General features: G+C 41.0%; 22 protein-coding genes and 1 tRNA gene. 3 read left to right on the top strand and 20 right to left on the bottom strand.

All coding sequences use genetic code 11. The features are described 5' to 3' along the window. The first annotated feature begins 312 nt into the window (after nucleotides 1-312). Nucleotides 313-1,278 carry an extended-spectrum class A beta-lactamase CfxA3 gene (locus A3GM_RS0110765; protein ID WP_004348227.1) on the top strand — a complete coding sequence of 322 codons (966 nt, stop codon included), beginning with the start codon at nucleotides 313-315 and terminating at the stop codon, nucleotides 1,276-1,278. Nucleotides 1,279-1,370: 92 nt separating this feature from the next. Here A3GM_RS0110765 and A3GM_RS0110760 read toward each other — a convergent pair whose 3' ends face one another. From A3GM_RS0110760 to A3GM_RS0110725, 8 genes are all read right to left on the bottom strand, one after another. Then, nucleotides 1,371-2,774, bottom strand: a complete 1,404-nt coding sequence (locus A3GM_RS0110760; protein WP_004339684.1) for a hypothetical protein — start codon at nucleotides 2,772-2,774, stop codon at nucleotides 1,371-1,373. 283 nt (nucleotides 2,775-3,057) lie between these two features. After that, nucleotides 3,058-4,173 (bottom strand): DUF6371 domain-containing protein, encoded by a 1,116-nt coding sequence (locus A3GM_RS0110755; protein WP_004292742.1) that lies wholly within the window; start codon nucleotides 4,171-4,173, stop codon nucleotides 3,058-3,060. A 3-nt stretch (nucleotides 4,174-4,176) separates the two neighbouring features. Continuing rightward, entirely contained in the window at nucleotides 4,177-5,274 is a 1,098-nt protein-coding gene (locus tag A3GM_RS0110750) for an AAA family ATPase (RefSeq protein ID WP_004338330.1), read from the bottom strand. Nucleotides 5,275-5,279: 5 nt separating this feature from the next. Then, nucleotides 5,280-5,654, bottom strand: coding sequence for an excisionase family DNA-binding protein (locus tag A3GM_RS0110745; protein WP_004338328.1), 375 nt, complete (start codon nucleotides 5,652-5,654; stop codon nucleotides 5,280-5,282). Between the two features lie 199 nt (nucleotides 5,655-5,853). Continuing rightward, complete coding sequence (tnpC, locus tag A3GM_RS0110740) at nucleotides 5,854-6,711, bottom strand: transposon Tn4555 protein TnpC (RefSeq protein ID WP_004339687.1); 858 nt, start codon at nucleotides 6,709-6,711, stop codon at nucleotides 5,854-5,856. Between the two features lie 247 nt (nucleotides 6,712-6,958). Then, complete coding sequence (locus A3GM_RS0110735) at nucleotides 6,959-8,077, bottom strand: tyrosine-type recombinase/integrase (RefSeq protein ID WP_004338318.1); 1,119 nt, start codon at nucleotides 8,075-8,077, stop codon at nucleotides 6,959-6,961. A gap of 141 nt (nucleotides 8,078-8,218) precedes the next feature. Further along, the gene (gene tnpA / locus A3GM_RS0110730; RefSeq protein WP_004292844.1) at nucleotides 8,219-9,154 is read right to left on the bottom strand and encodes a transposon Tn4555 protein TnpA; all 936 of its coding nucleotides are present in this window, start codon (nucleotides 9,152-9,154) and stop codon (nucleotides 8,219-8,221) included. A 297-nt stretch (nucleotides 9,155-9,451) separates the two neighbouring features. Beyond that, complete coding sequence (locus A3GM_RS0110725) at nucleotides 9,452-9,868, bottom strand: leucine-rich repeat domain-containing protein (RefSeq protein ID WP_018363358.1); 417 nt, start codon at nucleotides 9,866-9,868, stop codon at nucleotides 9,452-9,454. Nucleotides 9,869-10,495: 627 nt separating this feature from the next. On the opposite strand from A3GM_RS0110725, the gene A3GM_RS0110720 reads away from it, so the two are divergent. Continuing rightward, nucleotides 10,496-10,927: a DoxX family protein gene (locus A3GM_RS0110720; protein WP_018363357.1), complete on the top strand. Its 432-nt coding sequence runs from the start codon at nucleotides 10,496-10,498 to the stop codon at nucleotides 10,925-10,927. A 109-nt stretch (nucleotides 10,928-11,036) separates the two neighbouring features. Here A3GM_RS0110720 and A3GM_RS0110715 read toward each other — a convergent pair whose 3' ends face one another. After that, nucleotides 11,037-11,558, bottom strand: a complete 522-nt coding sequence (locus tag A3GM_RS0110715) for a hypothetical protein (RefSeq protein WP_018363356.1) — start codon at nucleotides 11,556-11,558, stop codon at nucleotides 11,037-11,039. A gap of 477 nt (nucleotides 11,559-12,035) precedes the next feature. Here A3GM_RS0110715 and A3GM_RS0110710 point away from each other — a divergent pair, with 477 nt between their 5' ends. Continuing rightward, nucleotides 12,036-12,290 (top strand): GlsB/YeaQ/YmgE family stress response membrane protein, encoded by a 255-nt coding sequence (locus tag A3GM_RS0110710; protein ID WP_018363355.1) that lies wholly within the window; start codon nucleotides 12,036-12,038, stop codon nucleotides 12,288-12,290. 114 nt (nucleotides 12,291-12,404) lie between these two features. On the opposite strand, the gene A3GM_RS0110705 is transcribed toward A3GM_RS0110710, so the two are convergent. From A3GM_RS0110705 to A3GM_RS0110655, 11 genes are all read right to left on the bottom strand, one after another. After that, entirely contained in the window at nucleotides 12,405-12,788 is a 384-nt protein-coding gene (locus A3GM_RS0110705; protein WP_018363354.1) for a hypothetical protein, read from the bottom strand. Nucleotides 12,789-12,831: 43 nt separating this feature from the next. Further along, nucleotides 12,832-13,137 (bottom strand): YtxH domain-containing protein, encoded by a 306-nt coding sequence (locus tag A3GM_RS0110700; protein ID WP_018363353.1) that lies wholly within the window; start codon nucleotides 13,135-13,137, stop codon nucleotides 12,832-12,834. A 582-nt stretch (nucleotides 13,138-13,719) separates the two neighbouring features. Further along, nucleotides 13,720-18,057: a DNA-directed RNA polymerase subunit beta' gene (rpoC, locus tag A3GM_RS0110695; protein WP_018363352.1), complete on the bottom strand. Its 4,338-nt coding sequence runs from the start codon at nucleotides 18,055-18,057 to the stop codon at nucleotides 13,720-13,722. Nucleotides 18,058-18,094: 37 nt separating this feature from the next. Beyond that, on the bottom strand, nucleotides 18,095-21,907 hold the full coding sequence (rpoB, locus tag A3GM_RS0110690) for a DNA-directed RNA polymerase subunit beta (RefSeq protein ID WP_018363351.1): 3,813 nt from the start codon (nucleotides 21,905-21,907) through the stop codon (nucleotides 18,095-18,097). Between the two features lie 142 nt (nucleotides 21,908-22,049). Further along, complete coding sequence (gene rplL / locus A3GM_RS0110685) at nucleotides 22,050-22,427, bottom strand: 50S ribosomal protein L7/L12 (protein ID WP_018363350.1); 378 nt, start codon at nucleotides 22,425-22,427, stop codon at nucleotides 22,050-22,052. Nucleotides 22,428-22,478: 51 nt separating this feature from the next. Next, nucleotides 22,479-22,997, bottom strand: a complete 519-nt coding sequence (gene rplJ, locus A3GM_RS0110680) for a 50S ribosomal protein L10 (protein ID WP_018363349.1) — start codon at nucleotides 22,995-22,997, stop codon at nucleotides 22,479-22,481. 18 nt (nucleotides 22,998-23,015) lie between these two features. Then, complete coding sequence (rplA, locus tag A3GM_RS0110675; protein ID WP_018363348.1) at nucleotides 23,016-23,708, bottom strand: 50S ribosomal protein L1; 693 nt, start codon at nucleotides 23,706-23,708, stop codon at nucleotides 23,016-23,018. A 22-nt stretch (nucleotides 23,709-23,730) separates the two neighbouring features. Next, nucleotides 23,731-24,171, bottom strand: a complete 441-nt coding sequence (rplK, locus tag A3GM_RS0110670; RefSeq protein WP_018363347.1) for a 50S ribosomal protein L11 — start codon at nucleotides 24,169-24,171, stop codon at nucleotides 23,731-23,733. Between the two features lie 61 nt (nucleotides 24,172-24,232). Continuing rightward, complete coding sequence (gene nusG / locus A3GM_RS0110665; protein WP_009228645.1) at nucleotides 24,233-24,778, bottom strand: transcription termination/antitermination protein NusG; 546 nt, start codon at nucleotides 24,776-24,778, stop codon at nucleotides 24,233-24,235. A 14-nt stretch (nucleotides 24,779-24,792) separates the two neighbouring features. Next, nucleotides 24,793-24,984, bottom strand: a complete 192-nt coding sequence (gene secE, locus A3GM_RS0110660; RefSeq protein ID WP_018363346.1) for a preprotein translocase subunit SecE — start codon at nucleotides 24,982-24,984, stop codon at nucleotides 24,793-24,795. 17 nt (nucleotides 24,985-25,001) lie between these two features. After that, nucleotides 25,002-25,074, bottom strand: a tRNA-Trp gene (locus tag A3GM_RS0110655). Between the last annotated feature and the right edge of the window lie 45 nt (nucleotides 25,075-25,119).

Genomic DNA, 25,119 nt, shown 5'->3' with positions numbered 1-25,119 from the left:
TCCTGTTTCTCCAATGAAAGGCGAGATAATAGGTGACCGATGCCAAACTTGCCAAAAAGATGAAATAAATCATCACTCATTCGGGTTTTAACACTCAAAAGTTTGGATAACTCACTTATTTTCTCTATTTTTGCTTCCATAACAGTTTTGTTGTCTTGTCTTTAAAATCAGTTCTTTAGCGATTACTAATTTACAAAGAAAATTCGACAAACTGTTATTTTTCTATCTATTTATTTGGGTGGGAAACTTTAGTTATGTACCTTTGTCGGCAAATAAAGATATTCTCGTCAAACAAATATAAATAATATAAACATGGAAAAAAACAGAAAAAAACAAATCGTAGTTTTGAGTATAGCTTTAGTTTGCATTTTCATCTTGGTATTTTCATTGTTCCATAAATCAGCGACAAAAGATAGCGCAAATCCTCCTTTAACAAATGTTTTGACTGATAGCATTTCTCAAATTGTCTCAGCTTGTCCTGGCGAAATTGGTGTGGCGGTTATTGTTAATAACAGAGATACGGTTAAGGTCAATAATAAGAGTGTTTATCCTATGATGAGTGTGTTTAAGGTTCATCAGGCATTAGCTCTTTGTAATGACTTTGACAATAAAGGAATTTCACTTGATACCTTAGTAAATATAAATAGGGATAAACTTGACCCAAAGACTTGGAGTCCTATGCTGAAAGATTATTCAGGGCCAGTCATATCATTGACAGTGAGAGATTTGCTGCGTTATACTCTTACTCAGAGTGACAACAATGCAAGCAACCTTATGTTTAAGGATATGGTTAATGTCGCTCAAACAGATAGTTTTATAGCCACACTCATTCCTCGTTCAAGTTTTCAGATAGCTTATACGGAAGAGGAAATGTCGGCTGACCATAACAAGGCTTACTCTAACTATACATCTCCTCTTGGTGCTGCAATGTTGATGAATCGTTTGTTTACTGAAGGTCTTATCGATGATGAGAAACAAAGTTTCATTAAGAATACGTTAAAAGAATGCAAAACAGGTGTAGATAGGATAGCAGCTCCACTTCTTGATAAAGAAGGGGTTGTTATAGCGCATAAGACAGGTTCAGGTGATGTTAATGAAAATGGTGTTCTTGCAGCTCACAATGATGTTGCCTATATATGTCTGCCTAATAATATCAGTTATACCTTAGCGGTATTTGTTAAGGATTTCAAGGGAAATGAATCACAAGCGTCACAATATGTTGCGCATATATCAGCTGTAGTATATTCTTTATTAATGCAAACTTCAGTAAAATCTTAAACTGCACTTGCTTTGATAATTAATGATAAACAATCTAAAAGCACTCTAATCGTTATCGGAGTGCTTTTAGATTACTAATCAAATTGCTTCTATTATAATTTGAATCCTCTACTTTTTCTTTCTTCCTGTTGCGGCACTCTTGCTCCATATCTAAGCCTGTGCCATTGCTCCCTGAACCAGTCGGCAATCGGCTTCCTGTTTATTGTCAGGTTCAGCCTGCTTTCATCGTCAGGGTCATTTTCCACCCTTAAAATATCATCCTTTATATCAAAGTTCCGCCTGTGTTGCTCGGAATAGATTTTACCGCTACATTTCAGGGCTTCTTTTTTGACTATAAGACTTTCAGTCATTTCTTTAGAGAATCCCAGCATGGCACAAAACTTTTCCATGCGCAGCATTTCCCTGAACATCGGAAACCACCTGAAAGCCTTGTCTATGATTCTGGCGAGCCGTGACAGTTCTTTTTCTTTCATGTCAAGTTCCTGCCTGTGCATTTCTCTGAGATTGTGGATTTGCGTATCATGCTGTTTCTGCATCTGCTGTACTTGGCTCTGCAATTTTTCAATATTGGTGTTCCGTTTTGAAACCTCGTCTTGCAGTTTTTCGTTGGCACGTTCCAGTTCTTTCAGTTTTCCACTCCCGAAAAGAGAAGCAACTCCACTAGTTATGGCTGTCGCTGCCGTGGTGGCTGTCTTCTTTAACTTGTCAGTGCGTATTTCTGATTTCACCTGTTTCAGTTCCTGCTCGGCAAGATTTATCTGTTCTTCTTTGTGCCGTTTGGCTGCATCCATGCGTTGCAGTTCAGCTTTCTGCTTCTCAATGATAAAGTCGTTCCGTTCCAGATGCTCCTTACCAGTGACAGCCTTTGACTGCCCGCGTTCCATCAGCAGGATGTCGGATGCAAGGGTCTGCATCTGCATCATGTCATCGTCATTGAGCTTTCGGCTCTTTCCTGTTTCGTGGTTCATCCAGTCGAAAACGATATGGGCATGATAGTTCGGCTTGAACCATCTGTCCCCGACTTTGAAGCTTTCCCTGTCTTCCGCTTCCGGCTGACCGTTCAGCCAATGCCCTTCATCCTTGTGCAGGAAGATTTGCAGCGGTGTGATTCCCCAGCGTCTTTGACACTCCTCACCGAATTTACGCACGTCTGCCAGTGTGGTGTCCGACCTGACAAGCAGCACTCCTTCACGTATGGGGGAGCATCCCGCAATCTTGACTATTTTACCGTTCTTGCCTTTGCGTTCACGCTCCTTTTCCTGCATGGCACGTCCGGTCTTTTCCTTTACCATCTGTCTGATATTGTCATAATGCATCCGCAAATCCGGACTGCCGAAGTCGGGATTTATCCACTGCTCATTATCGGTGGAGAGTTCTGGAACCACATAGGTTCTGGACTCTCCGATGTGGCGCATGTATTCGGCAGTCCTCCTGTTGTGAGCCTCACTCGATGCGATATTGCAGGGCTTGATATGTATGCTTGATTTTGTTGCCATAGATACTTGTTTTTTGGGTTTGTACTTTATTGTTTGCTTTTCCGCTGTCCGTAAACGCATGGGGTTCTTAGGGGTGCAACCCATAAGCGGAGATTGCAAAGAGAGGGTCACTCTTTGCTCTGGGTTCTCAGGGGAGAAACGCCCTGAGTGGGTCATTAGGGTAAAACCCTAATCCCCTCGGGAGAGCCCACAACTACGTAAGCGGAGCGTGTAGTTATAGTGGGCTATATCAATGGCAAGCCATTGTCTGCAAACTCCAGCCTACGGCTTCCGCTCTCCTCCGTCAGGGAGGTTTTTCATCATCGTTGCCGATTGGAGATGCACCGACCAGCACAAGGTCTAAATCGTCTATCAGTTTTTGCAGGACGGGATTCTTCTCTATCATCCGCTGGAGGATTCTCTCAGCCTCGACCAAGTGGTTGGCTGTACTCATCACCTTGCCCTCCCGTATCTGAAAGATAATCCAATCGGCTATGTCGATATGGGCTTCTTTTTGTTTCGGGGTGGCATTCCTTTCGATGATGTCCGAAACCACCACCTTACAAAAGTACATGCTCTCGGCTCGCTGTTTCCACTCGGCATAAGCATCGGCATCGGGAAAGAGAAGCACGGTTCGCCCTGACAGTACACGGAGTTTCTCTTCTCTCATCTGACTCTTACCACCCGTAGCCAGCCATACATAATCGGGGAAGATAGCAGAACCGATAACGGCACTCTTCTCGGATTCCACCAAGACCACCACCTTGTCGGGATGCGTTTTCAACAAGTGTTCCCCGAAAAGGCATTGGGATAGTTGCCAATCCTCTGCCAACACACGCTGCTTTTTCAATATGCTGTGTATCCAGTTCACTGCCGATGTCTGTCCTCCCTTGATACGGTGTCCGTCTTCGGGATTGTACTGCATCACCTTTCCCGTGCGTACCTTGCCCGTCCTGTCTATCTGCCAAAAGATAACAGAGCCGTCACGGGTAGCCCCCAAACGGTATTCCTCCAACAACCGCTTCAACACCTCTTTCGCCTTGTCGCCATAGTAGGAAGTAAGGAGTGTGAAGAGGAAACGGAAGAAATTGCTACGCTCGCTTTGCGACTTCTCCACATAGTGAGGGGGAATATAGCCGATGGCTGTCGGCTTACTTTGCTGCTTCACTTTCTTCTGCTCTGCTCTTTGCCTGTCAAAAGAGAAATCATTGGTAGTTCTGTGTTCAGGATGCTCTTGAAAATACTCTTTCGGAGTGTAGTGATACCCACAACCGCTTTCGTGGTTACATCTGCCGACCGATGGATGCAACGGCACATTATTTTCGTCCACGTAATAGACGAAAGAATGCCTGTCTCCGCATTTGGGGCAGGTATGCCGTGTTGCCGTTCCTTTATACTTCTGTAATGAATAATTGCCCATAGCTTAGTCCGTTTTTGATGGTTGATTGTCGGCTGTCCCATCCTGTCCCATTGTCCCACACTCTAAGGGTTGGGACAGTGGGACACTTGGGACACCTGCGTTTTTACTCTCTTTGCTGCGCTGGATGATACGGTTTACGGTGGACTTGCCACAATTCACCTGTGAGGCTATCTCCCTGACGGACTTGCCCGATTGGGAGAGTTGCAGAATTTGGCAATCCCTTTGGCTTGATTCATTGTCGCCCAATTTTTTCAAGTGTTCCTTTTCCGTGGAATAGCCCCTGAACACGAACTGCAAGAAAGCATCCACCTTGTCAATCTCGTAAACGATTACATTATCCGCATCATGAGAGAACGTGCCATAGCGCACTTTAAGCTGCTTCACATAGCGAAGCCCTCCGTCTTGGGCACTTTTTCCAATGGTGAACACGCTGTCAAAGAAATTGTAGAGCCGTTTGCTTCCGGCAAGGTCGTTGGATGTGATGGGACAATCCAAAGAGCGTTTGGGCGTATGTGCCAGGACAAGGATAGAGAGCGCATATCTCTTTTTGAGATTGTTCAGCTGAATCATCAGCCGTCCTGCGGCATCGCCTTTCTCCATGGCGCAACACAGGTAGGTAAGATTGTCAATGATGAAAATCTTGCAGTCGGTCTGCACAGCCATCTGTTCAATGCCGCCTATGATAGCTTCCTCAAAGTTGGCATCCAAAAGCTGGTTGCAGTCAATAGACACCCGATAGATTTTGTCGGGAAAGGTGTAGAGCTCTCCATGCTCGTTGGTATAGCGGAGCTGGAACTGCTTTTCGGACAGTTCAAAGTCCAGATACAGCACATTGTCGGTTCGGGCGATGCGGTCGGCTATCTGCACGGCAAGGATGGACTTGCCCACGTTGGAATCGGCAAACAAGCAGGAGAGTTCCCCCTCGTACCAAAAGCTGTCCCACAGCGCACGGGGCGTAGGCAATAACGATGCTTCAAGAATGGTTTGGTTTGCCGTCTTGATATTCATCATGCCTACACTGTCGGGCATACCGTTATGCGCTTGGGATGCTTTTGTGAGGTCGCCACGTATCAGGTTGATATAGTTCTTATCCTCTTCCATATCATTCACCAGTTACGTGGGTTGGGCTTGCGACGGTGGGAAGAGGATAAGGACTTGTTCAGTTCCTCGTCTGACAACGGTATGGGATTCTTTCGGGCGGTTTCCAGCCACTTGTCCAGTTCGTCACGGTAAAGGCAATAGCGTTTGCCGGGCTTGGTGGCAGGGATTGTCCCTTCTGACAGTTTCATGTAGAGCGTACCCTTAGGGATACCTAAATACTCTGCTGCCTCGTCCACAGACATGGGCACGTGGGTGTCCACCGTTTTGGCATTGTTCACACTGCGCTGCTCGGCGAGCAGGCTTTTCAGGCTCATCACTTCGTCTCGAAGCTGAGCGACAACCTCGGGGAGGTCGTTGAAGGTAAGAATTGATTTTTCCATTCGCGTACTCGTCTCTTTTGTAAGACTTGGCGCAAAGGACTGAAATGATATATCCGTGAATATCTCCACGACACGTCATTGCAAAATAATTCCCGAATAATTAAGCCCAGCCATAAATGACGGGTAAAATTACTCGGGAAACGATGTAAAACAGGCGGTTATGAGTTACCGGATGGTTGTCGTTGGTGTCGTGATTATCCTAATTCCGCACATAATCCTCGGGATAGTGGAAATCAAGTTTGCCGTTTTCGGGTTCATCAATGGGAATTTCCGTCTTTAACGGCTCTACCTTGAAATTCTTGATGGTTGATAAGTCTGTATCAGCAAACGATTTCGGGAAAAGGGCTTTGATGAACTTGGCACGGTTATCCCCATTGTAGTATCTCTTGTACAGGAAACGCTCAGAGATATTCCATACGAAGTGACGGAGTGGAATGTTGTTGATGTCTTTGGTAAACGGTCTTTGTATGGGCTTCGGGGTATAAGTGTTAAGATTCATCCATTTGTCCACCTCAGTACAGATGTGGTTCACGGTTTCTTGGTCGGCAATGCGAGGCAGGTAATAATGGCAATACTCCATGACCATGCGGATGCGCTCTTCCTTTTCCCGTTGCTCTCTGCTTGCGTAATTGGCACGGTTCTTTTCGTGAAGATCCGGGGCGATAGTAAGCTCTATCGGTTGTGTTTGGATAAGTGTCTCTTCTTTTGTCGGGGATGATTCGGGTACAGGCTCAGGGACTGATGTAGGTCCAGGCACAGATGTGGCTTCTTCAAGTGTATTTTGTGACAGTTCTTCCTGCACCTCTATGGCTTCGGCAATCGTTTCTTTCTTGCCGAACTTGATTTTGTAGATTTCGTATGTATCAAAGATAAGTGTCTGAAAGGAGAGATAGAGCAACCATCCCAACAGGTTACAGCATACGAATACTATCCACCTGACAAAGTTGTCTTGGTTGAAGCTGTCCGCTATTACCAGCGTGGCAATGGAAGATATTAGGACGATGGCGAAGCCGACAAAGCCCAAGATGATGTATTTGTCCTTGATTGATGATTCCATATTTCGTTGAGAGATTGAATGTTCCTGTATTATTTTGTGCAAAGTTAATGCTATTTTTCCCAATTACTGCCCGTTATTTGCGGTTAGAACGGTCTTTTTCAATGTATTTCACGAAATGTCATCATATCATACTCTGTTTCATACTCTGAGGGGCTTATAAATGGTGGCATCAAGCCAAAAACATAGAGGGGCGATTATAGCCTTGTAGCCATAACCGCCCCTCTGAATACCTGTCAATGTGAGACATTTATGCCTCCTTGCGCTTCAAGGTTATCTTGTCCACCACCTGACACATCTGCTGCGCTGCTATCTTGGAATAGATTTGTGTGGTGGTAATGTTCTTATGTCCGAGATAGGCTTGGATGACAGCCATGTCCGTTCCCATTTCCACGTGCAGGCTTCCGAAGCTGTGGCGGGTACAGTGAAAGGTGATTTTCTTGGTTATCCCTGCTGCCGTGAGCCACCGTTGGAGTGGTCCTTGCAGCATCTTGTCCTTGAAATCCTCAAAGATAAGTCCCTCGCCCCGTTCTCCCAGCAGTCCATAGGCTTCATCACTGATGGGGTTATGCACTATTTCTTTGGTTTTCTGCATACGGGTGGTAACGAACATCCTGCCGTTGGTGTATGGTTGTATCTGCTGCCACGTGAGCTGTCTGATGTCGCTCTTTCTCAGTCCCGTAAGACAGGCGAAAAGAAAAGCTTTTTTCAAGACCTCCTCCTCACAGGGTGTTTCGGCAAGCCGTATCAGTTCCTCTTGGCTCAAATGCTCCCTGATGGTGGGAATGCACTCGATGCGGTCTAAGAAGCCGTTTGGGTTCTCCTTTATCTTCCTGTCACGGTAGGCGGTGTGCAGCACGGCACGGAAAGTTGACCAATAGCCTGCTGCGGAGTTGATGTGCAGCTTTTGGTTGGTGTGGATGGATTGGGGTGCATCAAGCAGGTATTCCATGAACTTGCGGCACAAATCCACATCCACCTCCTCAAAGGTGCATTTGCCGTTCACGAACCGCTGGAAATGCTTGTATACGTGCTGCCACTTGATATTCTTGCGGTCAGCCAGTCCTTTGAAATAGGCAAGGAAATCGCCCTTCATCTTGGTCTTGTCAAAAAAGCCGTTGTTTTCATTGAAAATGGCTTCGTAGCGCTGGTTGCGCAGGATGACCGCTTTCTTCATCATGCGTGCGTTGAAGTCCCGTTCCTGCTGGTTTGCAGGTTTGGCGAAGATGTAAATTCCTAAGGCTTCACGTGTAATCACTCTCATGGTGACATTGTCACGGTAGCCGGGATAGTAGTCAAGGCATAGTGAATACTGTGTCCCGTTCTTAATCTTGCGCTTACGCAAGGTAACTGTTTTGCATTTACTCATAATAATTATGTTTTAATTGGTTGTATACATTTTGGAGTTGTATCCATGTTTCCGATGGCAAAGGAACAACGTGAAATATCCGTGAATACCTCCACGATACATCATTTTGAAATAATTTTCGATAATCCCGATTTTTCACGGTTATTTGTTCCTTTCAGCCATGACACGCTCCACATCTGAGCGCAAAAGCAGGTTTTTCACACCCACCTTTATCTTTTCGATGTGCTTCACCTTGACGATATGGCAGATGTTGGCTGACGAAAGACCATAGATTTGCTGCACCTGCTCAACGGTATAGTAGCGTTCATCGTTCACAAGGTCAGTTCTGCGGAGTTCGTTCAAATGTGATTTGGAGTAATAGGTACGCCCGTACTCTCTTTTAGTGGGTATCTTATGGCGATAGGTGTAGGCACGGAGTGCGGTCGGCTTCATGCCGAACAGTTCCTCCACCTCCTCGGTCAGTAGCCAGTCGGTAATTTCGCTAATATCAACTGCCACACCGAAAAACTCGTCAATATGCTTCTTGCTGTAATAGTTCTTTCCTGCGATACGGCAGATGGGGATATGGTTACGCTTGGCGGAAGTGTAAAGCCATGACTGCTTTACCTTAAAAAGGGACATCACCTCCTCGCCCGAATAGAAGTCCAACACTTCTTCGCTTTCCTTTTCCCTTTTTTCTCTTTTGGCAGGTAAGGAAGATGAAGATGATTTCCTTGGTGTGGAGGTGTTGCCGGGCAGGATGCGGTGATAGGGATTGCCCTCCAACATCTGCTCGATGTCGGCTCTGCGGATGAATGCCATGCGGTTGCTGATGCGTGAGGCTTTCAGCTTGCCGATGGCTACAAGTTTGTAAATGTACTGTCGGGAACAGCCCATGAGGATGGCTGCTTTGGAAAAGGTGAGATACTCCTGATGCTGTATCTCCATCAAGGGTTGGGCGACTTTGAAGAGGTTGTTCTTCTGCATCACTCTGGCTCGTTTGGCTTCTGCCTGACAAGCCTCACTGCAATATCTTTGCATACCGCTTCGGGTTACAAAGGACTTGCCGCAAAAACTGCATTTTCTGGTTGCTTTCATACCGTTTTATCGTTTAATGGTTCATTTCTTCAATCCTATATCTCTGAAATGGTAAACGGATGTGAACGGAAGTCAACCATTGTCGCTTTTCTACACAGTGTGACTGTTTCCGCATATCGGGGCGGTTATTGTCGCTTGTCGTAAACGGTTGTAAACCCTTGTCAACTGTCTGCACGGTGTGACAAAAAACAAGCCCCGCAAATTCTCCACGTCAGAAATACGTCTCAAAAATATGTGGAAATTTGGGAAGCGACAAATGGCAACCGAAAAGTGTTAAATTTTAGAATATGCTGGTAATTAAAGATTTACACTCGGATATTTCTGATTAGTTTTGGTTGTTCTATGGTTATAAATACTAAATCTAAAAGCTTCCTTCTCAATAGTCTTGACACTATTAGGAATTGTTATATTTTTAAGGCTCGTACAATTACTAAAAGAGTGGTCACCAATTTCTGTTATACTGTTAGGAATAATGACTTTTTCAAGCTTTGTACAATTATAAAAAGCCCCAAACCTAATCTTAACCACCTCACAAGTACTACCATCTATCGTTACATGGGTAAGGATTTCAGCAGTAGTAATATCTTTATCGGCACTTTCAACACAAGCTTTACCCCCGTAATAGTAGCTATAAGTAATACCTTTTACTACAGTACCTGCGAACATGCACAAAGGAAGGAAAAAGAATAAAAACAATGCATAAATTTTCTTCATACAAGAAATCATTTATTTATATATTTAAGTTAATTTAATTTGTACAAATTTCGATAGCAAATACAAGCCACTTTTACAGTAATTAGTATCTGTATTCTTTATTTTTTCTTTATACTTAGCCTTAAATTCAATACTCTCACACAAGACTTCACCTCCTTTTAAACCCAATATTCTAAGAAATAGAATTGAATACACGGCACCATCTTTACACTATGAGAAATACAAAAGATAAAACACAAGCTATAAATAATGTGTAAACTTTTTTGCAAAAATAACCCTTTTTACAAAACAAAAAAAAACAAATAGAGGTTAAATATAGTTTAAAATCTATATATATCAAACAAAATCGACACCAACCTAACAAAGAATTGAAACCTTCTGCGTAGAGAACGAGAAGACAGGAGAATGATTTCATATTGGCAATTCGCCTTGTTTCTGAGTTTCATTCATTACCTTTGCACCATAGGATAGCATTTTATGCGAAGTGAGGATAACGAGATTAGAGATAAAAAGGTGGGGAACACCGCTATTGTTTCAGAGCGTTTTTAAGATGATCTGCCACTTATTCAAGCGCACACCCTTGTTCGTTACAAAAGAAAAGAGAAACCAATATACAACAATAACAATATGAAATGGATAAAATTATGCCTTCGTTTGCTTTTAGGAGCATTTATGACCTATGCGGGAGTGAGTCATTTAACCTTCAACCGCACCGAGTTTGTGGCACAAGTGCCTATGTGGTTGCGTTTTAGTGAAGGCTTTACCGACTTTGTAGTACTTGCTTCGGGCGTGGTAGAGATACTTCTTGGCTTGTCGATGATATTCTTATTTAAGAAGAAAGCCACAGTGGGTGCGCTTCTTGCGATATTCTTTGTGTTGATATTCCCAGGCAATTTAAACCAGTATTTCTATCATATCGATTCGTTTGGGCTCAATACTGACACTGCACGATTCATTCGTTTGTTCTTTCAACCCGTGCTCATTGCGTGGGCGTTGTGGTCTACTGGCGGTTGTTGCGTATTGAAAGAATGGTGGAATAAAATTACCAATAAGCAATAAAAACATCTGAACTGAGTGAGATAACAGCTCACCCAAAGTGCATATTAAAAGAAAAAAGATAGCATCAACTTATTATTAAGTAGATGCTATCTTTTATTTTGGAATTAATTTACTCTTTTACTCGTGTCAGAGAATAATAAAATTTGCGATCTGAATCTTTGTATTTATTCAGCGAAAACAACTCCATAGAAGTGTCGGTGAGCTTCAATATCTTGTATTTATTATTATTACTTGTAGGTTGTCCATTCGATAAGTAATACTTACAAATCACTCTTATGGTGTCACCATTCAAGCGATAGTAGCCATTTCCATTGCTGGGCACAGCCCAAATACCATTCTTTTTCACGATATCATACGGCTCTAAGTCTTCATACCAATGATAATACGCCCCTTTTTCGGTAAATTCCCAACGCTGACGGTTCTCCTTTTCTGGCGTAAATGTTCGTATATAATCAGGACGATTGTTCTCACTTGGACCAAAAACAATCCTATATGTGTTTAGTGCCCACATCCCCTTTATGTTCTCTATCGATGGAACCACTTGAGGCTCATCCTCGTCTTTACTACAAGAACTCAAGACTAAAGCACATAAAAACGATGCGAGCACACACCAAAACGGTAATTTTTTCATTCTTTTCCTCCGCTACTTAAGATGTATTAAACGAGTTTATTGCTCCCCTTCTCATCACTTTATTCTCTTTAAAGAGCAATGAACAGCGTGACAGGGATCGTTGTTATCAACTCGTTTCAACTCCTTTGTGTATTTGTTTTACTGATGTAAAGGTAAATGTTTTTCTTTATCTATGGTGAAATCGCTCTAAAATGTATCATTTTAAAGGTTCTTTTAATAGTTATTTGTATAGCAAAATAGAAGGAAATAAAAGTAAAAAAGAATATATTTCACCCTTAGTAAACCTTTTCTACATATAAAATCGAAACCTAAAAGTATCATTTAGATTTTAAATCACGATGTTTGCGTCTTATTTTTTCGACAAAACTTCAGCAAGAAGTACAACATAAAGCCTCTAACTAACGGAAATGATAGTTTTTATTTGCTTTTTTAGATTATAATTCTTACATTTGCAATATAATCTAACATCAAAAAAATATGGGTATTTTTGCAACACTTATCATCGGAGCTATCGCAGGATGGCTAGGAGGAAAGATTTATAAAGGTAGCGGATTAGGCCTTCTTGGGAATATCATTGTTGGTATTCTTGGAAGTGGTGTCGGTTCTTGGCTCCTTGAAAAGGTATTTAACATCTCACTTGGAGAAGGCTGGATAGGCTCTATTATAACAGGAGCTATTGGCGCAATCGTTATTTTATTCTTGATAAATTTGATATTCAAAAAGAAGGATTAAATAATAAATAGCAGGCATTTTAACACCTGCTATTCATTTTAACTACTCCATTTAATAAAGAAAAAGCCCCAAAATATTCTATATTTCGGGGCTTTTTCTTACAATATTTTAAAACTACCTCTTAGCATTAGCAGTCCATATCTTTCCTTCTTTAGTGTAGAGAATATTTAATGAAGAAGCATTTATTCTAATTATTTTTACACCTTCTTTCCAATCAATATTCACCAAAGTGTGATCTCCTTCTTTTTTGAAGCTAACTCCTTTTAGATCTGGTATTCCATCTGAAAATCTAAAATAATAACTTCCTCCTGCTTTAACAACAGTTACTGAGCCATTATCTATACTCTTCTTTTCTTTACCACTTAAATAAGTGATACTACCTTTGTATTTTCCAACAAAAATGTCATTGTCTGCTGGGTCATCTTTCTTACTACAAGAAATAGAAAAGAAAGTTACAATGAATAAACAAACTAAAGTTACTAAAGTGATTTTTTTCATAGTTGATATAAATTTAAGGTTTATAAATTAGGGGTTTACTAAATTATTTCTTTGCCTTTTCTTTCAAAGAAGCTAATTTCTTTTCTAACAGCTTAATGAGGTCTTCAGGTTTACTATCTGAATCAGAAAAGAGATGATCTACCTTTTCTTCTAAAGTTCCTTTTAACTCCATTGTTTTATCACGCAAATTTCTAGTAAAGCTGTCAAATTGATCTTTCAAATCATCAACCTTATCGCTTATAGAATTCTTCTTACATAAGTTTTTTTCTTTGTCCAAAAGTAAAACAACTCCTACACCTGCAGCTGTTCCAGCCACTACTCCTAATAAAATACTTCCTAATTTTGACATAGTTTCAATTGTGTTTTTAATTATATTATAAATTAGATATCGATATAAAGTTACAAAATAAAAATGACATAAGCAACCTTTAGACCAACAACCTCATGAAAAGAAATAAAAAATAACATTCACAGAGTGTATCTCTGTATAATTTTTCACACATTGACATTAGTTAAAAATAAACATCTGATAAACAAGCAATTACGTTTTCATCAAAACGTTAAGCTCTGCAAGATGATCTAAATTTATTTCGTTCTTAATAAACATTCAAAACCTATTTTTCCTTATGCTGCATTTAAAAAGGATTGACTTTGCATTGTAATATCAATGCTATTATACTGCAAACTCAATGCTATTATAAGGCAAAAGGAGTGCTTTTAAGACACTTTTATATAGCGAGTGGGGATTTACCATCAACAAATGAGAAAGAACCTCAGAGGCTTTTATTGAGTGCTTCGGAAGAATTGGAAGAAAAACAACAACAAAAAGGTACAAAAAAGACGAGATGTCCCTGCTAAGAGACCTCAGGAAATAAAAAAAGAGGAAATAAACCTAAGTCTATTTCCTCTTCTTATGAATGATAGAAGAACGTTATTGTTCGTTTTCTGCTACTTCTTTTTCAGCGAAATCGAGCACGTTTTTCTTATTAGCTTGCATTCTATCGTACACTTCTTTCGAACCAACGATGATCTTATCCCACTTGCGAAGACCTGTACCTGCAGGTATTAAGTGACCGCAAATTACGTTTTCTTTCATACCTTCTAGGTAGTCTACCTTACCACGAATTGCAGCTTCATTAAGTACCTTAGTTGTTTCTTGGAACGAAGCAGAGCTCATGAAGCTCTTAGTTTGCAATGCAGCACGGGTGATACCTTGTAGGATCTGAGTTGATGTTGCAGCAACTGCATCACGAACTTGAACCAAACGAAGGTCACGACGTTTGAGATTAGAGTTCTCATCACGTAAACGACGAACAGAGATGATTTGTCCTGGACGTAGAGTTTCTGAGTCTCCAGCGTCAACAACAACCTTCTTACCCCAGATACGATCGTTTTCTGCAGCGAAATCAAGTTTATCTACCATTTCTTGTTCAAGGAATGTAGTGTCACCTGGATCGTTGATTTGAACTTTACGCATCATCTGACGAACGATGATTTCGAAGTGCTTATCGTTAATCTTCACACCTTGTAGGCGGTAAACGTCTTGTACTTCATTTACGATATATTCTTGAACGGCAGTAGGACCCTTAATAGCAAGGATGTCACCAGGAGTGATAACACCGTCTGAAAGTGGTGTTCCTGCACGTACAGCATCGTGTTCTTGAACCAAGATTTGCTTAGACAAGCTTACCAAGTACTTGCGCTGTTCGCCTGTTTTAGATGTTACAATGATTTCACGATTACCACGTTTTACCTTACCCATGGTTACCTCTCCATCGATTTCAGATACAACTGCGGGGTTAGATGGGTTACGAGCTTCGAACAACTCGGTTACACGTGGAAGACCACCAGTGATGTCACCAGCTCCACCAAGAGCACGTGGGATCTTCACAAGACGTTGACCTGTCTTAATCATTGCGCCATCTTCGATAACAACGTGTCCACCTACTGGGAAGTTATAGGTTCCTATTACGTGTCCCTTAGCATCAAGGATATCACAGGTTGGGATCATTGTCTTATCTTTCGAATCGGTAATAATCTTCTCTGTCAAACCTGTTGTTTCGTCGGTTTCAGCGTGATAGGTCTTACCTTCTACAACATCGTTGAAGCGAACCTTACCTGCGTATTCTGAAACGATTACGGCGTTGAATGGGTCCCACTTAGCAACAAGATCGCCCTTGCTCACTTTATCACCATGTTTAAAGTAGAGTGAAGAACCATAAGGCACGTTCATTGTAGAAAGAACAATATTTGTATTGACGTCAACGAAACGTACTTCAGCAAGACGGCTCACTACCATTTGGCAGTTTACTTCTTTGTCTCCATCTGTTTCTACATAAGGAACGGTACGTAGTTCGTCGAACTCGAGGCGTGAATCATTCTTCGCAACGATTGAAGCATTAGCGGCTGCGTTACCAGCAACACCACCGGCGTGGAAGGTACGAAGTGTCAACTGTGTACCTGGCTCACCAATAGCTTGCGCTGCAATGACACCAACTGCTTCTCCCTTTTGTACCATTCGGCTTGTAGCAAGGTTACGTCCGTAACACTTCATACATACTCCGTGCTTGCTTTCGCAAGTTAGTACTGAACGTATTTCAACGCTTTCGATTGGAGATGCTTCAATGATTTGAGCTTTATCTTCAGTGATTTCGTCACCAGCAGCAACGATGAGAGCACCTGTTGTTGGGTGAATGATATCGTGAACAGACACACGTCCGAGAATTCTTTCATAAAGAGTAGAGATAACTTCGTCGCCATTCTTTAGTGCGGTACATACCAATCCACGTAGTGTTCCACAGTCTTCTTCGTTGATAATCACGTCATGTGAAACGTCAACCAAACGTCTTGTTAAGTAACCAGCATCGGCAGTCTTCATCGCAGTATCCGCCAAACCTTTACGAGCACCGTGAGATGAGATAAAGTACTCAAGCACACTCATACCTTCCTTGAAGTTAGAAAGAATTGGGTTCTCGATAATTTGTTGTCCTTCTGCACCTGCCTTTTGAGGCTTAGCCATCAAACCACGCATACCAGAAAGCTGCTTAATCTGATCTTTAGAACCACGGGCTCCAGAGTCAAGCATCATATAAACAGCGTTAAAGCCTTGGTCTGCTTCGGTCATCTCTTTCATCAAGATGCTTGCAAGTTGGTTGTTTACGTGAGTCCAAGTATCAATTACCTGATTATAACGTTCGGTATCGGTGATGAAACCCATGTTATAGTTCTCGGTAATTTGACGTACTTCTTCGTGACCTTTCTCAACAATACCTTCTTTTTCTACAGGAATGATGATATCATCAAGGTTAAATGAAAGTCCAGCAACATAAGCCATGCGATAACCTAAGTTCTTAATTCCATCAAGGAACTCGCTTGCACGTGCCATACCTACTGCCTTGATAACATCAGAGATGATATCACGTAGAGTCTTCTTAGAAATAATATCGTTGAAATAACCTACTTCTTCAGGAATAATTCCGTTAACAATTACACGTCCAACAGAAGTCTCTACCATGCGTTTTTGTAAGCGACCATCAACTAAGTCGTTTACAATTACCTTGATAGGAGCGTGCAAGTCGCACTTACCTTCGTTGTGAGCGATGATTGCTTCTTCAGGTCCATAGAATGTTAAACCTTGTCCCTTAGCACCTGGACGGATCTTTGTGATATAGTAAAGACCAAGTACCATGTCCTGAGAAGGAACGGTGATAGGTGCTCCGTTGGCTGGGTTTAGAATGTTATGGCTTTGAAGCATCAACACTTGTGTTTCAAGAATTGCTTCATTACTCAATGGAAGGTGAACCGCCATTTGGTCTCCATCGAAGTCAGCATTGAACGCTGTACATGCCAATGGGTGCAACTGAATAGCTTTACCTTCGATAAGTTTTGGCTGGAATGCTTGTATACCAAGACGGTGAAGTGTAGGAGCACGGTTAAGAAGAACAGGGTGTCCCTTCATAACGTTCTCGAGAATATCCCAGATAACTGGCTCTCTGCGGTCTACAATCTTCTTCGCACTCTTAACGGTCTTAACGATTCCACGCTCGATCAACTTACGAATAATAAATGGTTTGTATAGCTCGGCAGCCATAAGTTTTGGCAAACCGCACTCTCCCATTTGTAGTTCTGGACCGACAACAATTACAGAACGTGCAGAATAGTCAACACGCTTACCCAAAAGGTTTTGACGGAAACGTCCTTGTTTTCCTTTTAGTGAGTCTGATAAAGACTTCAATGGGCGGTTGCTTTCGCTACGAACTGCTGAGCTCTTGCGTGAGTTATCGAACAAGCTATCAACAGCTTCTTGCAACATACGCTTTTCATTACGAAGAATAACTTCAGGAGCTTTGATCTCGATAAGTCTCTTCAAACGATTGTTACGTATGATAACACGGCGATAAAGGTCGTTCAAGTCTGATGTCGCAAAGCGTCCACCATCTAGTGGAACCAATGGACGAAGCTCTGGTGGAATGATTGGAATGATCTTTAGAATCATCCACTCTGGGCGGTTGATGTTTGCACTTCCACGGAATGCTTCAACTACTTGAAGACGTTTTAGCGCATCTGCCTTACGTTGTTGACTTGAGTCGTTGTTTGCACGATCACGTAATTCATAAGAAAGTGAATCGAGATCAAGACGAGCAAGAAGATCATAGATTGCTTCTGCACCCATCTTTGCAATAAACTTGTTTGGGTCTTTATCGTCGAGTAGAGCGTTATTAGGATCGATCTGTGTATCGATGATGTTCAAATATTCATCTTCGGTCAACAAGTCCATCTTGTGTGAACCGTTCACTTCCTCTCCTTCGCTATTTGTTCTACCAGCAAATACACCTGGTTGAATAACAACATAACGCTCGTAATAAATTACAGCATCGAGCTTCTTTGTTGGCATTCCCAACAAATAACCCATCTTGTTAGGTAACGAACGGAAATACCAAATGTGAGCAACAGGCACAACTAGGTCGATGTGTCCTGAACGTTCACGACGCACTTTCTTTTCTGTTACCTCGACACCGCATCGGTCGCACACGATACCTTTGTAACGAATACGTTTATATTTACCGCAAGCACACTCGTAATCTTTTGTAGGACCGAAGATGCGTTCGCAGAATAAACCGTCACGTTCTGGTTTATATGTACGATAGTTAATGGTCTCAGGCTTTGTAACCTCACCAAACGAATTTTCCAAAATCTCTTCAGGAGAAGCAAGACTAATGGTAATCTTCGTGAAATTATTTTTTATTTTTGTATCTTTCTTAAAAGCCATGTTTACTTATAATTAGGGTTCTTATAATGAATAAGAATTAATCCAACTTGATACTTAAGCCTAAGCCTCGAAGCTCGTGCAATAACACATTGAGTGATTCTGGGATACCTGGTGTTGGCATTGGATCACCTTTAACAATTGCTTCATAAGCTTTACTACGTCCAACGGTATCGTCTGACTTAACAGTTAGAATCTCTTGTAACACGTGACTTGCACCAAATGCTTCAAGAGCCCAAACTTCCATCTCTCCAAAACGTTGTCCACCGAATTGTGCTTTACCACCAAGTGGCTGTTGTGTGATGAGAGAGTATGGACCAATGCTACGTGCGTGCATCTTGTCTTCCACCATGTGTCCGAGTTTCAAGAAGTAAGTTACACCTACTGTTGCAGGCTGGTCGAATTGTTCTCCTGTTTCTCCATCGTAAAGATGTGTTGAACATAGGTGAGGCAATCCAGCCTTTTCTGTCCACTCTGATAGGTCTTCAAGCTTAGCACCGTCGAAGATTGGAGTTGCAAACTTAACGCCTAACTTCTTACCTGCAGCACCTAAAATCGCTTCAAAGATCTGTCCAAGGTTCATACGAGAAGGCACACCAAGTGGGTTAAGCACCAAGTCTACAGGACGACCGTCCTCTAGGAATGGCATATCTTCCATTCTAACAACCTTAGATACAATACCCTTATTACCGTGACGACCTGCAAGTTTATCACCTACACCAATCTTACGCTTCTTAGCAATGTAAACTTTTGCCATTTGAAGGATTCCTGATGGAAGTTCATCTCCAATAGAAATAGCAAACTTGCGACGTTTTAATTCTGCATCTAAGAGTTTGTATTTGTGGATATAGTTCATTATCAATTGCTTGATAAGACCATTTGTGTGCTCGTCACTTGTCCAACCTCCTGCTTGAATACCATCGTACTCAAGGTTCTTAAGAATAGTTGTTGTGAACTTGCTACCCTTAGTTACGATTTCAGCTCCTGTGTAATCTTTAACTCCTTCAGATACTTTATCTTCTGTAAGAATAAGAAGTTTGTCTACAAGAATATCTTTTAAGTCGTTATTCTTTGCTTCGTATTCTTCTTCAAGACTAGCTAAAAGAACTTTATCTTGTTTCTTTGTCTCACGAGTCTTAATTGCTCTTGAGAATAGTTTCTTATCGATAACAACACCACTTAGTGATGGGTTAGCTTTCAAAGAAGAGTCTTTAACATCACCTGCTTTATCTCCGAAGATAGCACGAAGAAGCTTTTCTTCTGGTGAAGGATCGCTTTCTCCCTTTGGAGAGATCTTTCCAATAAGGATATCGCCTGGTTCAATGCGAGCACCTACACGAACAATACCATTATCGTCGAGGTCTTTTGTTGCTTCTTCACTTACGTTTGGAATATCGCTTGTGAACTCTTCAACACCACGTTTTGTTTCTCTCACGTCTAATGAATACTCATCTACGTGAACAGATGTAAGAATATCGTCACGAACAATACGCTCACTTAGTACGATAGCGTCCTCATAGTTGTAACCCTTCCAAGGCATATATGCAACGAGAAGGTTACGTCCTAGAGCCAATTCTCCATTTTCTGTAGCGTATCCTTCTGTTAGAATATCACCTTGTTTCACTCTTTGTCCCTTTGTACAGATAGGACGTAAGTCGATGGTCATATTCTGATTGGTACGACGGAACTTAGGAATTCTATATTCTTTCAACGCAGGTTCGAAGCTTACGAAATCTTCGTCTTCTGTACGATCGTAAAGAATACGGATGGTTGTTGCGTCTACATAGTCGATAACACCATTGCCCTCTGCTGTAATCATGGTTCGTGAATCTTCACAAACTTTCTTCTCTAAACCTGTTCCTACGATAGGAGCATCGTTATGAAGAAGTGGAACTGCCTGGCGCATCATGTTACATCCCATCAAAGCACGGTGACCGTCATCGTGTTCTAAGAATGGAATCAAGCTGGCAGAAACAGACGCAATCTGTTGAGGTGATACGTCTACAAGATCAACATGCTCTGGTGCTACAACTGGATAGTCGGCATCTTGACGACATTTTACGGTTGAACGGATAAATGAACCATCTACTGTTAGTGGAGCATTTCCCTGACCAATAATCTTATTTTCTTCTTCTTCAGCTGTAAGATAAACAACATTCTTGTTGTCCATCTCTACTTTTGAATCCTTAACTGTACGATAAGGAGTTACAATAAATCCTAGATCGTTGATATTTGCATATACGCAGAGAGATGAGATAAGACCAATGTTTGGACCTTCAGGACTCTCAATTGGACACAAACGACCATAGTGTGTGTAGTGAACGTCACGAACCTCGAAGCCTGCACGCTCACGAGACAAACCACCAGGACCTAAAGCTGACAAACGACGTTTGTGAGTTACTTCGGCAAGTGGGTTGGTTTGGTCCATGAACTGAGACAATGGGTTGGTTCCGAAGAATGAGTTGATTACACTTGAGATGGTCTTAGCATTGATAAGATCTGTTGGTGTAAACACTTCATTGTCACGTACGTTCATACGTTCACGGATTGTTCTGCTCATACGAGCCAATCCTATAGAGAATTGATTAGCTAATTGTTCGCCTACATTGCGCACTCTTCTGTTTGAAAGGTGGTCGATATCATCGACTGTTGCATTCGAATTGATAAGCTGAATCAAGTATCGTATAATTGCGATGATGTCATCTTTGGTAAGAACACGTGTATCCATGTCAATCTCAAGTCCTAACTTACGATTGATACGGTAACGTCCTACTTCTCCTAAGTCGTAACGCTTGTCTGAGAAGAATAGGTTTTGGAATACTTCACGTGCACTTGTATCGTCTGCAGGATCTGCATTACGCAATTGACGATAGATATAGTTAACGGCTTCTTTCTCTGTATTACTTGGGTCTTTAGCAAGTGTGTTAAAAATCAAAGAATACTTATTGGCCATTTCAGAGTCTTTGTGCAACAATATGGTTGAACAGCCACTATCTAGGATGTCTTCCATATTCTCTTCTGTAATCTCTGTCTCACGATCCATGATCATCTCATTACGCTCGATAGAAACTACTTCGCCTGTATCTTCGTCAACAAAGTCCTCATTCCAAGTCTTCAATACACGAGCAGCTAACTTTCTACCAATAGATGCCTTCAAAACTTTCTTATTAACCTTAACTTCTTCGGCTAAATCAAAGATTTGAAGAATATCATTATCAGTTTCGTAACCGATAGCTCTCAAAAGAGTTGTAACAGGTAATTTCTTCTTACGATCGATATAAGCGTACATTACATTGTTAATATCGGTCGCAAACTCAATCCAAGAACCTTTAAATGGAATGATACGAGCAGAATAAAGCATTGTTCCATTTGCATGAACACCTTGTCCGAAGAAGACACCTGGTGAACGATGCAACTGAGCAACAACAACACGCTCAGCTCCATTAATCACAAAAGTTCCATTATGAGTCATATAAGGAATGGTACCCAAGAAAACGTCTTGGATAAATGTACCGAAATCTTCATGATCTGGGTCGGTACAATATAATTTCATCTTTGCCTTTAAAGGAACACTATAAGTTAGTCCACGCTCTAGACACTCGTCAATTGAATAACGAGGAGGATCGATATAATAATCTAAAAACTCAAGAACGAAATTATTACGTGTGTCGGTTATAGGGAAGTTTTCTGCAAACACCTTATATAAACCGTCGTTCTTACGCTCCTCTGGTGGAGTATCTAACTGTAGGAAGTCTCTAAAGGACTTTAATTGCACGTCGAGAAAATCCGGATATGGCATCGGATTATGCACGCTTGCAAAGTTTATTCTATTATCAACAATTTTTGAAGCCATCAATATTTGTATGTATTTATCTACAAAATAATTTCATTAAAGACACAAAATGGTTAGAATTCACCTACTTAGTAAATTCTAACCATAATTGTTTTATCTAGCAAAAGACATCAAAGTCTTTGCAAATTAGATGGGAATTAAATTACTTTAATTCTACTTTAGCACCAGCTTCTTCGATTGCTTTCTTCAAGTTCTCAGCTTCGTCTTTAGAAAGACCTTCTTTGATTGTTGCAGGAGCACCATCAACTAGATCTTTAGCTTCTTTCAAACCTAAGCCACAAGCTTCTTTAACTGCCTTAACAACTTGTAGTTTTGCAGCACCAGCATCAGTAAGAACTACATCGAAAGATGTTTTTTCTTCACCAGCAGCTGCACCACCAGCAGCAGGACCAGCAGCTACAGCTACAGCAGCTGCAGCAGGTTCGATACCGTATTCTTCTTTAAGAACAGTTGCTAACTCATTTACTTCTTTAACTGTCAAATTTACTAATTCTTCAGCAATAGCTTTAATATCTGCCATCTTATTTTATTTTATTTTTTTAATTATTCGTTATTGTATTAATTTATTATCTTATTCAGGACGCTCTCCTAAAGTTTTTAGAACTCCATGGATTGTGTTGCCACCTGATTGTAAAGCTGAAATGACGTTCTTTGCAGGAGATTGCAACAAAGCAACGATCTCAGCAATAACTTCATTCTTGCTCTTAATTGAAACAAGTTCTTCTAGCTTGTCTGCTCCTACATATAAGCTCTCTTCTGCGTATGCAGCTTTAAGAGAAGGAACACCTTGCTTTATGTACTCTTTCAATAATTTTGCAGGACTGTTCGCTGTATTTGTGAACAAAACAGCAGTGTTACCTGTTAAACAATCATACAAAGGTTCAAAATCAATCTCAGATGCTTCAAATGCTTTGTGTAAAAGAGTATTCTTTATAACAAGCATCTTAATTTCATTCTTGAAGCACTTACGACGCAATTCACTTGTTGTCTCAGCATTTAAACCTGTAACATCTACAAGATAAAAATGTGGATAAGACTTAAGCTTCTCGCCTAACTCAACGATTATAGTATCTTTTACTTCTTTCTTCATTGTACAAAACTTTTAGAGTTATTCAACTGATTTAGGATCAATCTTGATACCCTTACTCATTGTGCTTGAAATAAAGATACTCTTGATATATGTACCTTTAGCAGCAGCAGGCTTAAGTTTGATAACAGTAGCAATAAATTCTTTTGCATTCTGATAAATTTGCTCAGGTGTGAAATTAACCTTACCAATTGAAGTATGGATAATTCCAGCCTTATCAACTTTAAAATCAATCTTACCAGACTTTACATCTTTTACAGCCTTAGCTACATCCATTGTAACAGTACCACTCTTTGGGTTTGGCATCAATCCACGAGGACCTAAAACACGACCTAAAGGACCAACCTTACCCATGCATGATGGCATTGTAATAATTACATCAACATCTGTCCAGCCTCCATTGATCTTTGCGATATATTCATCAAGACCAACATAATCAGCTCCAGCTTCTTTAGCTGCAGATTCTTGATCTGGAGTACAGAGAACCAATACACGTGTTGTTTTACCAGTACCATTAGGAAGAGTAACAACGCCACGAACCATTTGATTCGCCTTACGTGGATCTACTCCTAAACGTACGTCGATATCCAAAGATGCTTCAAACTTAGTAGTAGTAATTTCCTTTACTAACTCTGATGCTTCTTTTAGAGTGTATACTTTCCCTGCTTCAACTTTATCAGCTACTGATTTTTGATTTTTTGTCAGTTTACTCATTTTCTTAAATTGAAGTTATAAATTATTTACCAGGGAAGTCCCCGTTTACAGTGATACCCATACTTCTTGCTGTACCTGCTATAAGTTTCATTGCAGACTCTACTGTAAAACAGTTTAAGTCTTTCATTTTATCTTCAGCAATTACTTTCACCTGCTCCCATGTTACCGAAGCAACTTTTTGGCGATTAGGTTGTGCAGAGCCACTCTTTACCTTAGCAATTTCTTTTAATTGAACTGCTGCAGGAGGAGTCTTAAGCTCAAAACTGAATGACTTATCAGTATAGTAAGTGATAACAACAGGAATTACTTTACCTGCTTTATCCTGGGTGCGGGCATTGAACTCTTTGCAGAATCCCATAATGTTGATACCCTTAGAACCTAGAGCAGGTCCTACTGGTGGTGAAGGATTCGCAGCGCCACCTTTAATCTGTAATTTGATTAATCCAGCAACTTCTTTAGCCATTTCTTTTTTGTTAATATTAAAATTTAATTTATTCAAGAGATATTACATCCGTAACAACGTTCTATCCCTCTTTCTCGACTTGCATAAAACTTAGTTCTAATGGTGTCTTACGGCCAAATATCTTAACCATAACCTTCAGCTTGTGTTTTTCAGAGTTAACCTCTTCAATAACGCCACTGAACCCACTAAAAGGTCCATCGGTAACTTTCACAGTTTCATTCACCTCGTAAGGGATATTGATTTCATCCGCTACTTCGGTTTCTTCCGCTGTACCAAGCATTCGATTTATCTCAGCCTGTGGAACGGGTGAAGGATTATCTAAACCGCCTAAAAACCCTAATACATTAGGAATAAATCTCAATGTGTGGGCTACGTCACCTTTCAAAACAGCTTCAACAAAAACGTAACCAGGAAGACTGATCTTCTCTGTAATTACTCTTTTGCCATTACGCAAAGAAGCATGCTTCTCTAGAGGTATTAAAACCTGAGAAACATACGACGATAGCAACGTGTTGTGTTTAATCTCAGCTTCGATATATTCTTTTACCTTAGCTTCCTTACCACTTACAGCACGAAGCACATACCAATTCTTTCCAATTTCAGCCATTTGATTTGAACGTATTAATTGGGATAGATAGTACCCATTACAAACTTAAACACGCTATCCATACAAAAAACCATCAATGCAATGATAAGGGAAGCAGATAATACAACCATTGCACTATGTGTTAATTCGGCACGTGTAGGCCAAGTAGTTTTATGCGCAAGTTCGTCATAACTTGTCTTGCAATAATTTACTATCTTATTGAACATATTATCTTCTTTTTTTGCACGGGTTGAAAGACTCGAACTCTCGACACCTGGTTTTGGAGACCAGTGCTCTACCAACTGAGCTAAACCCGTAAAATAAGATTCCTGCCAGCATAAACTGTGCAAGACAGGAATCTT

The organism is Hoylesella nanceiensis DSM 19126 = JCM 15639 (assembly GCF_000379965.1).
Classification (GTDB): Bacteria; Bacteroidota; Bacteroidia; order Bacteroidales; family Bacteroidaceae; genus Prevotella; species Prevotella nanceiensis.
This window is presented reverse-complemented; position numbering and strand designations above follow the sequence as displayed.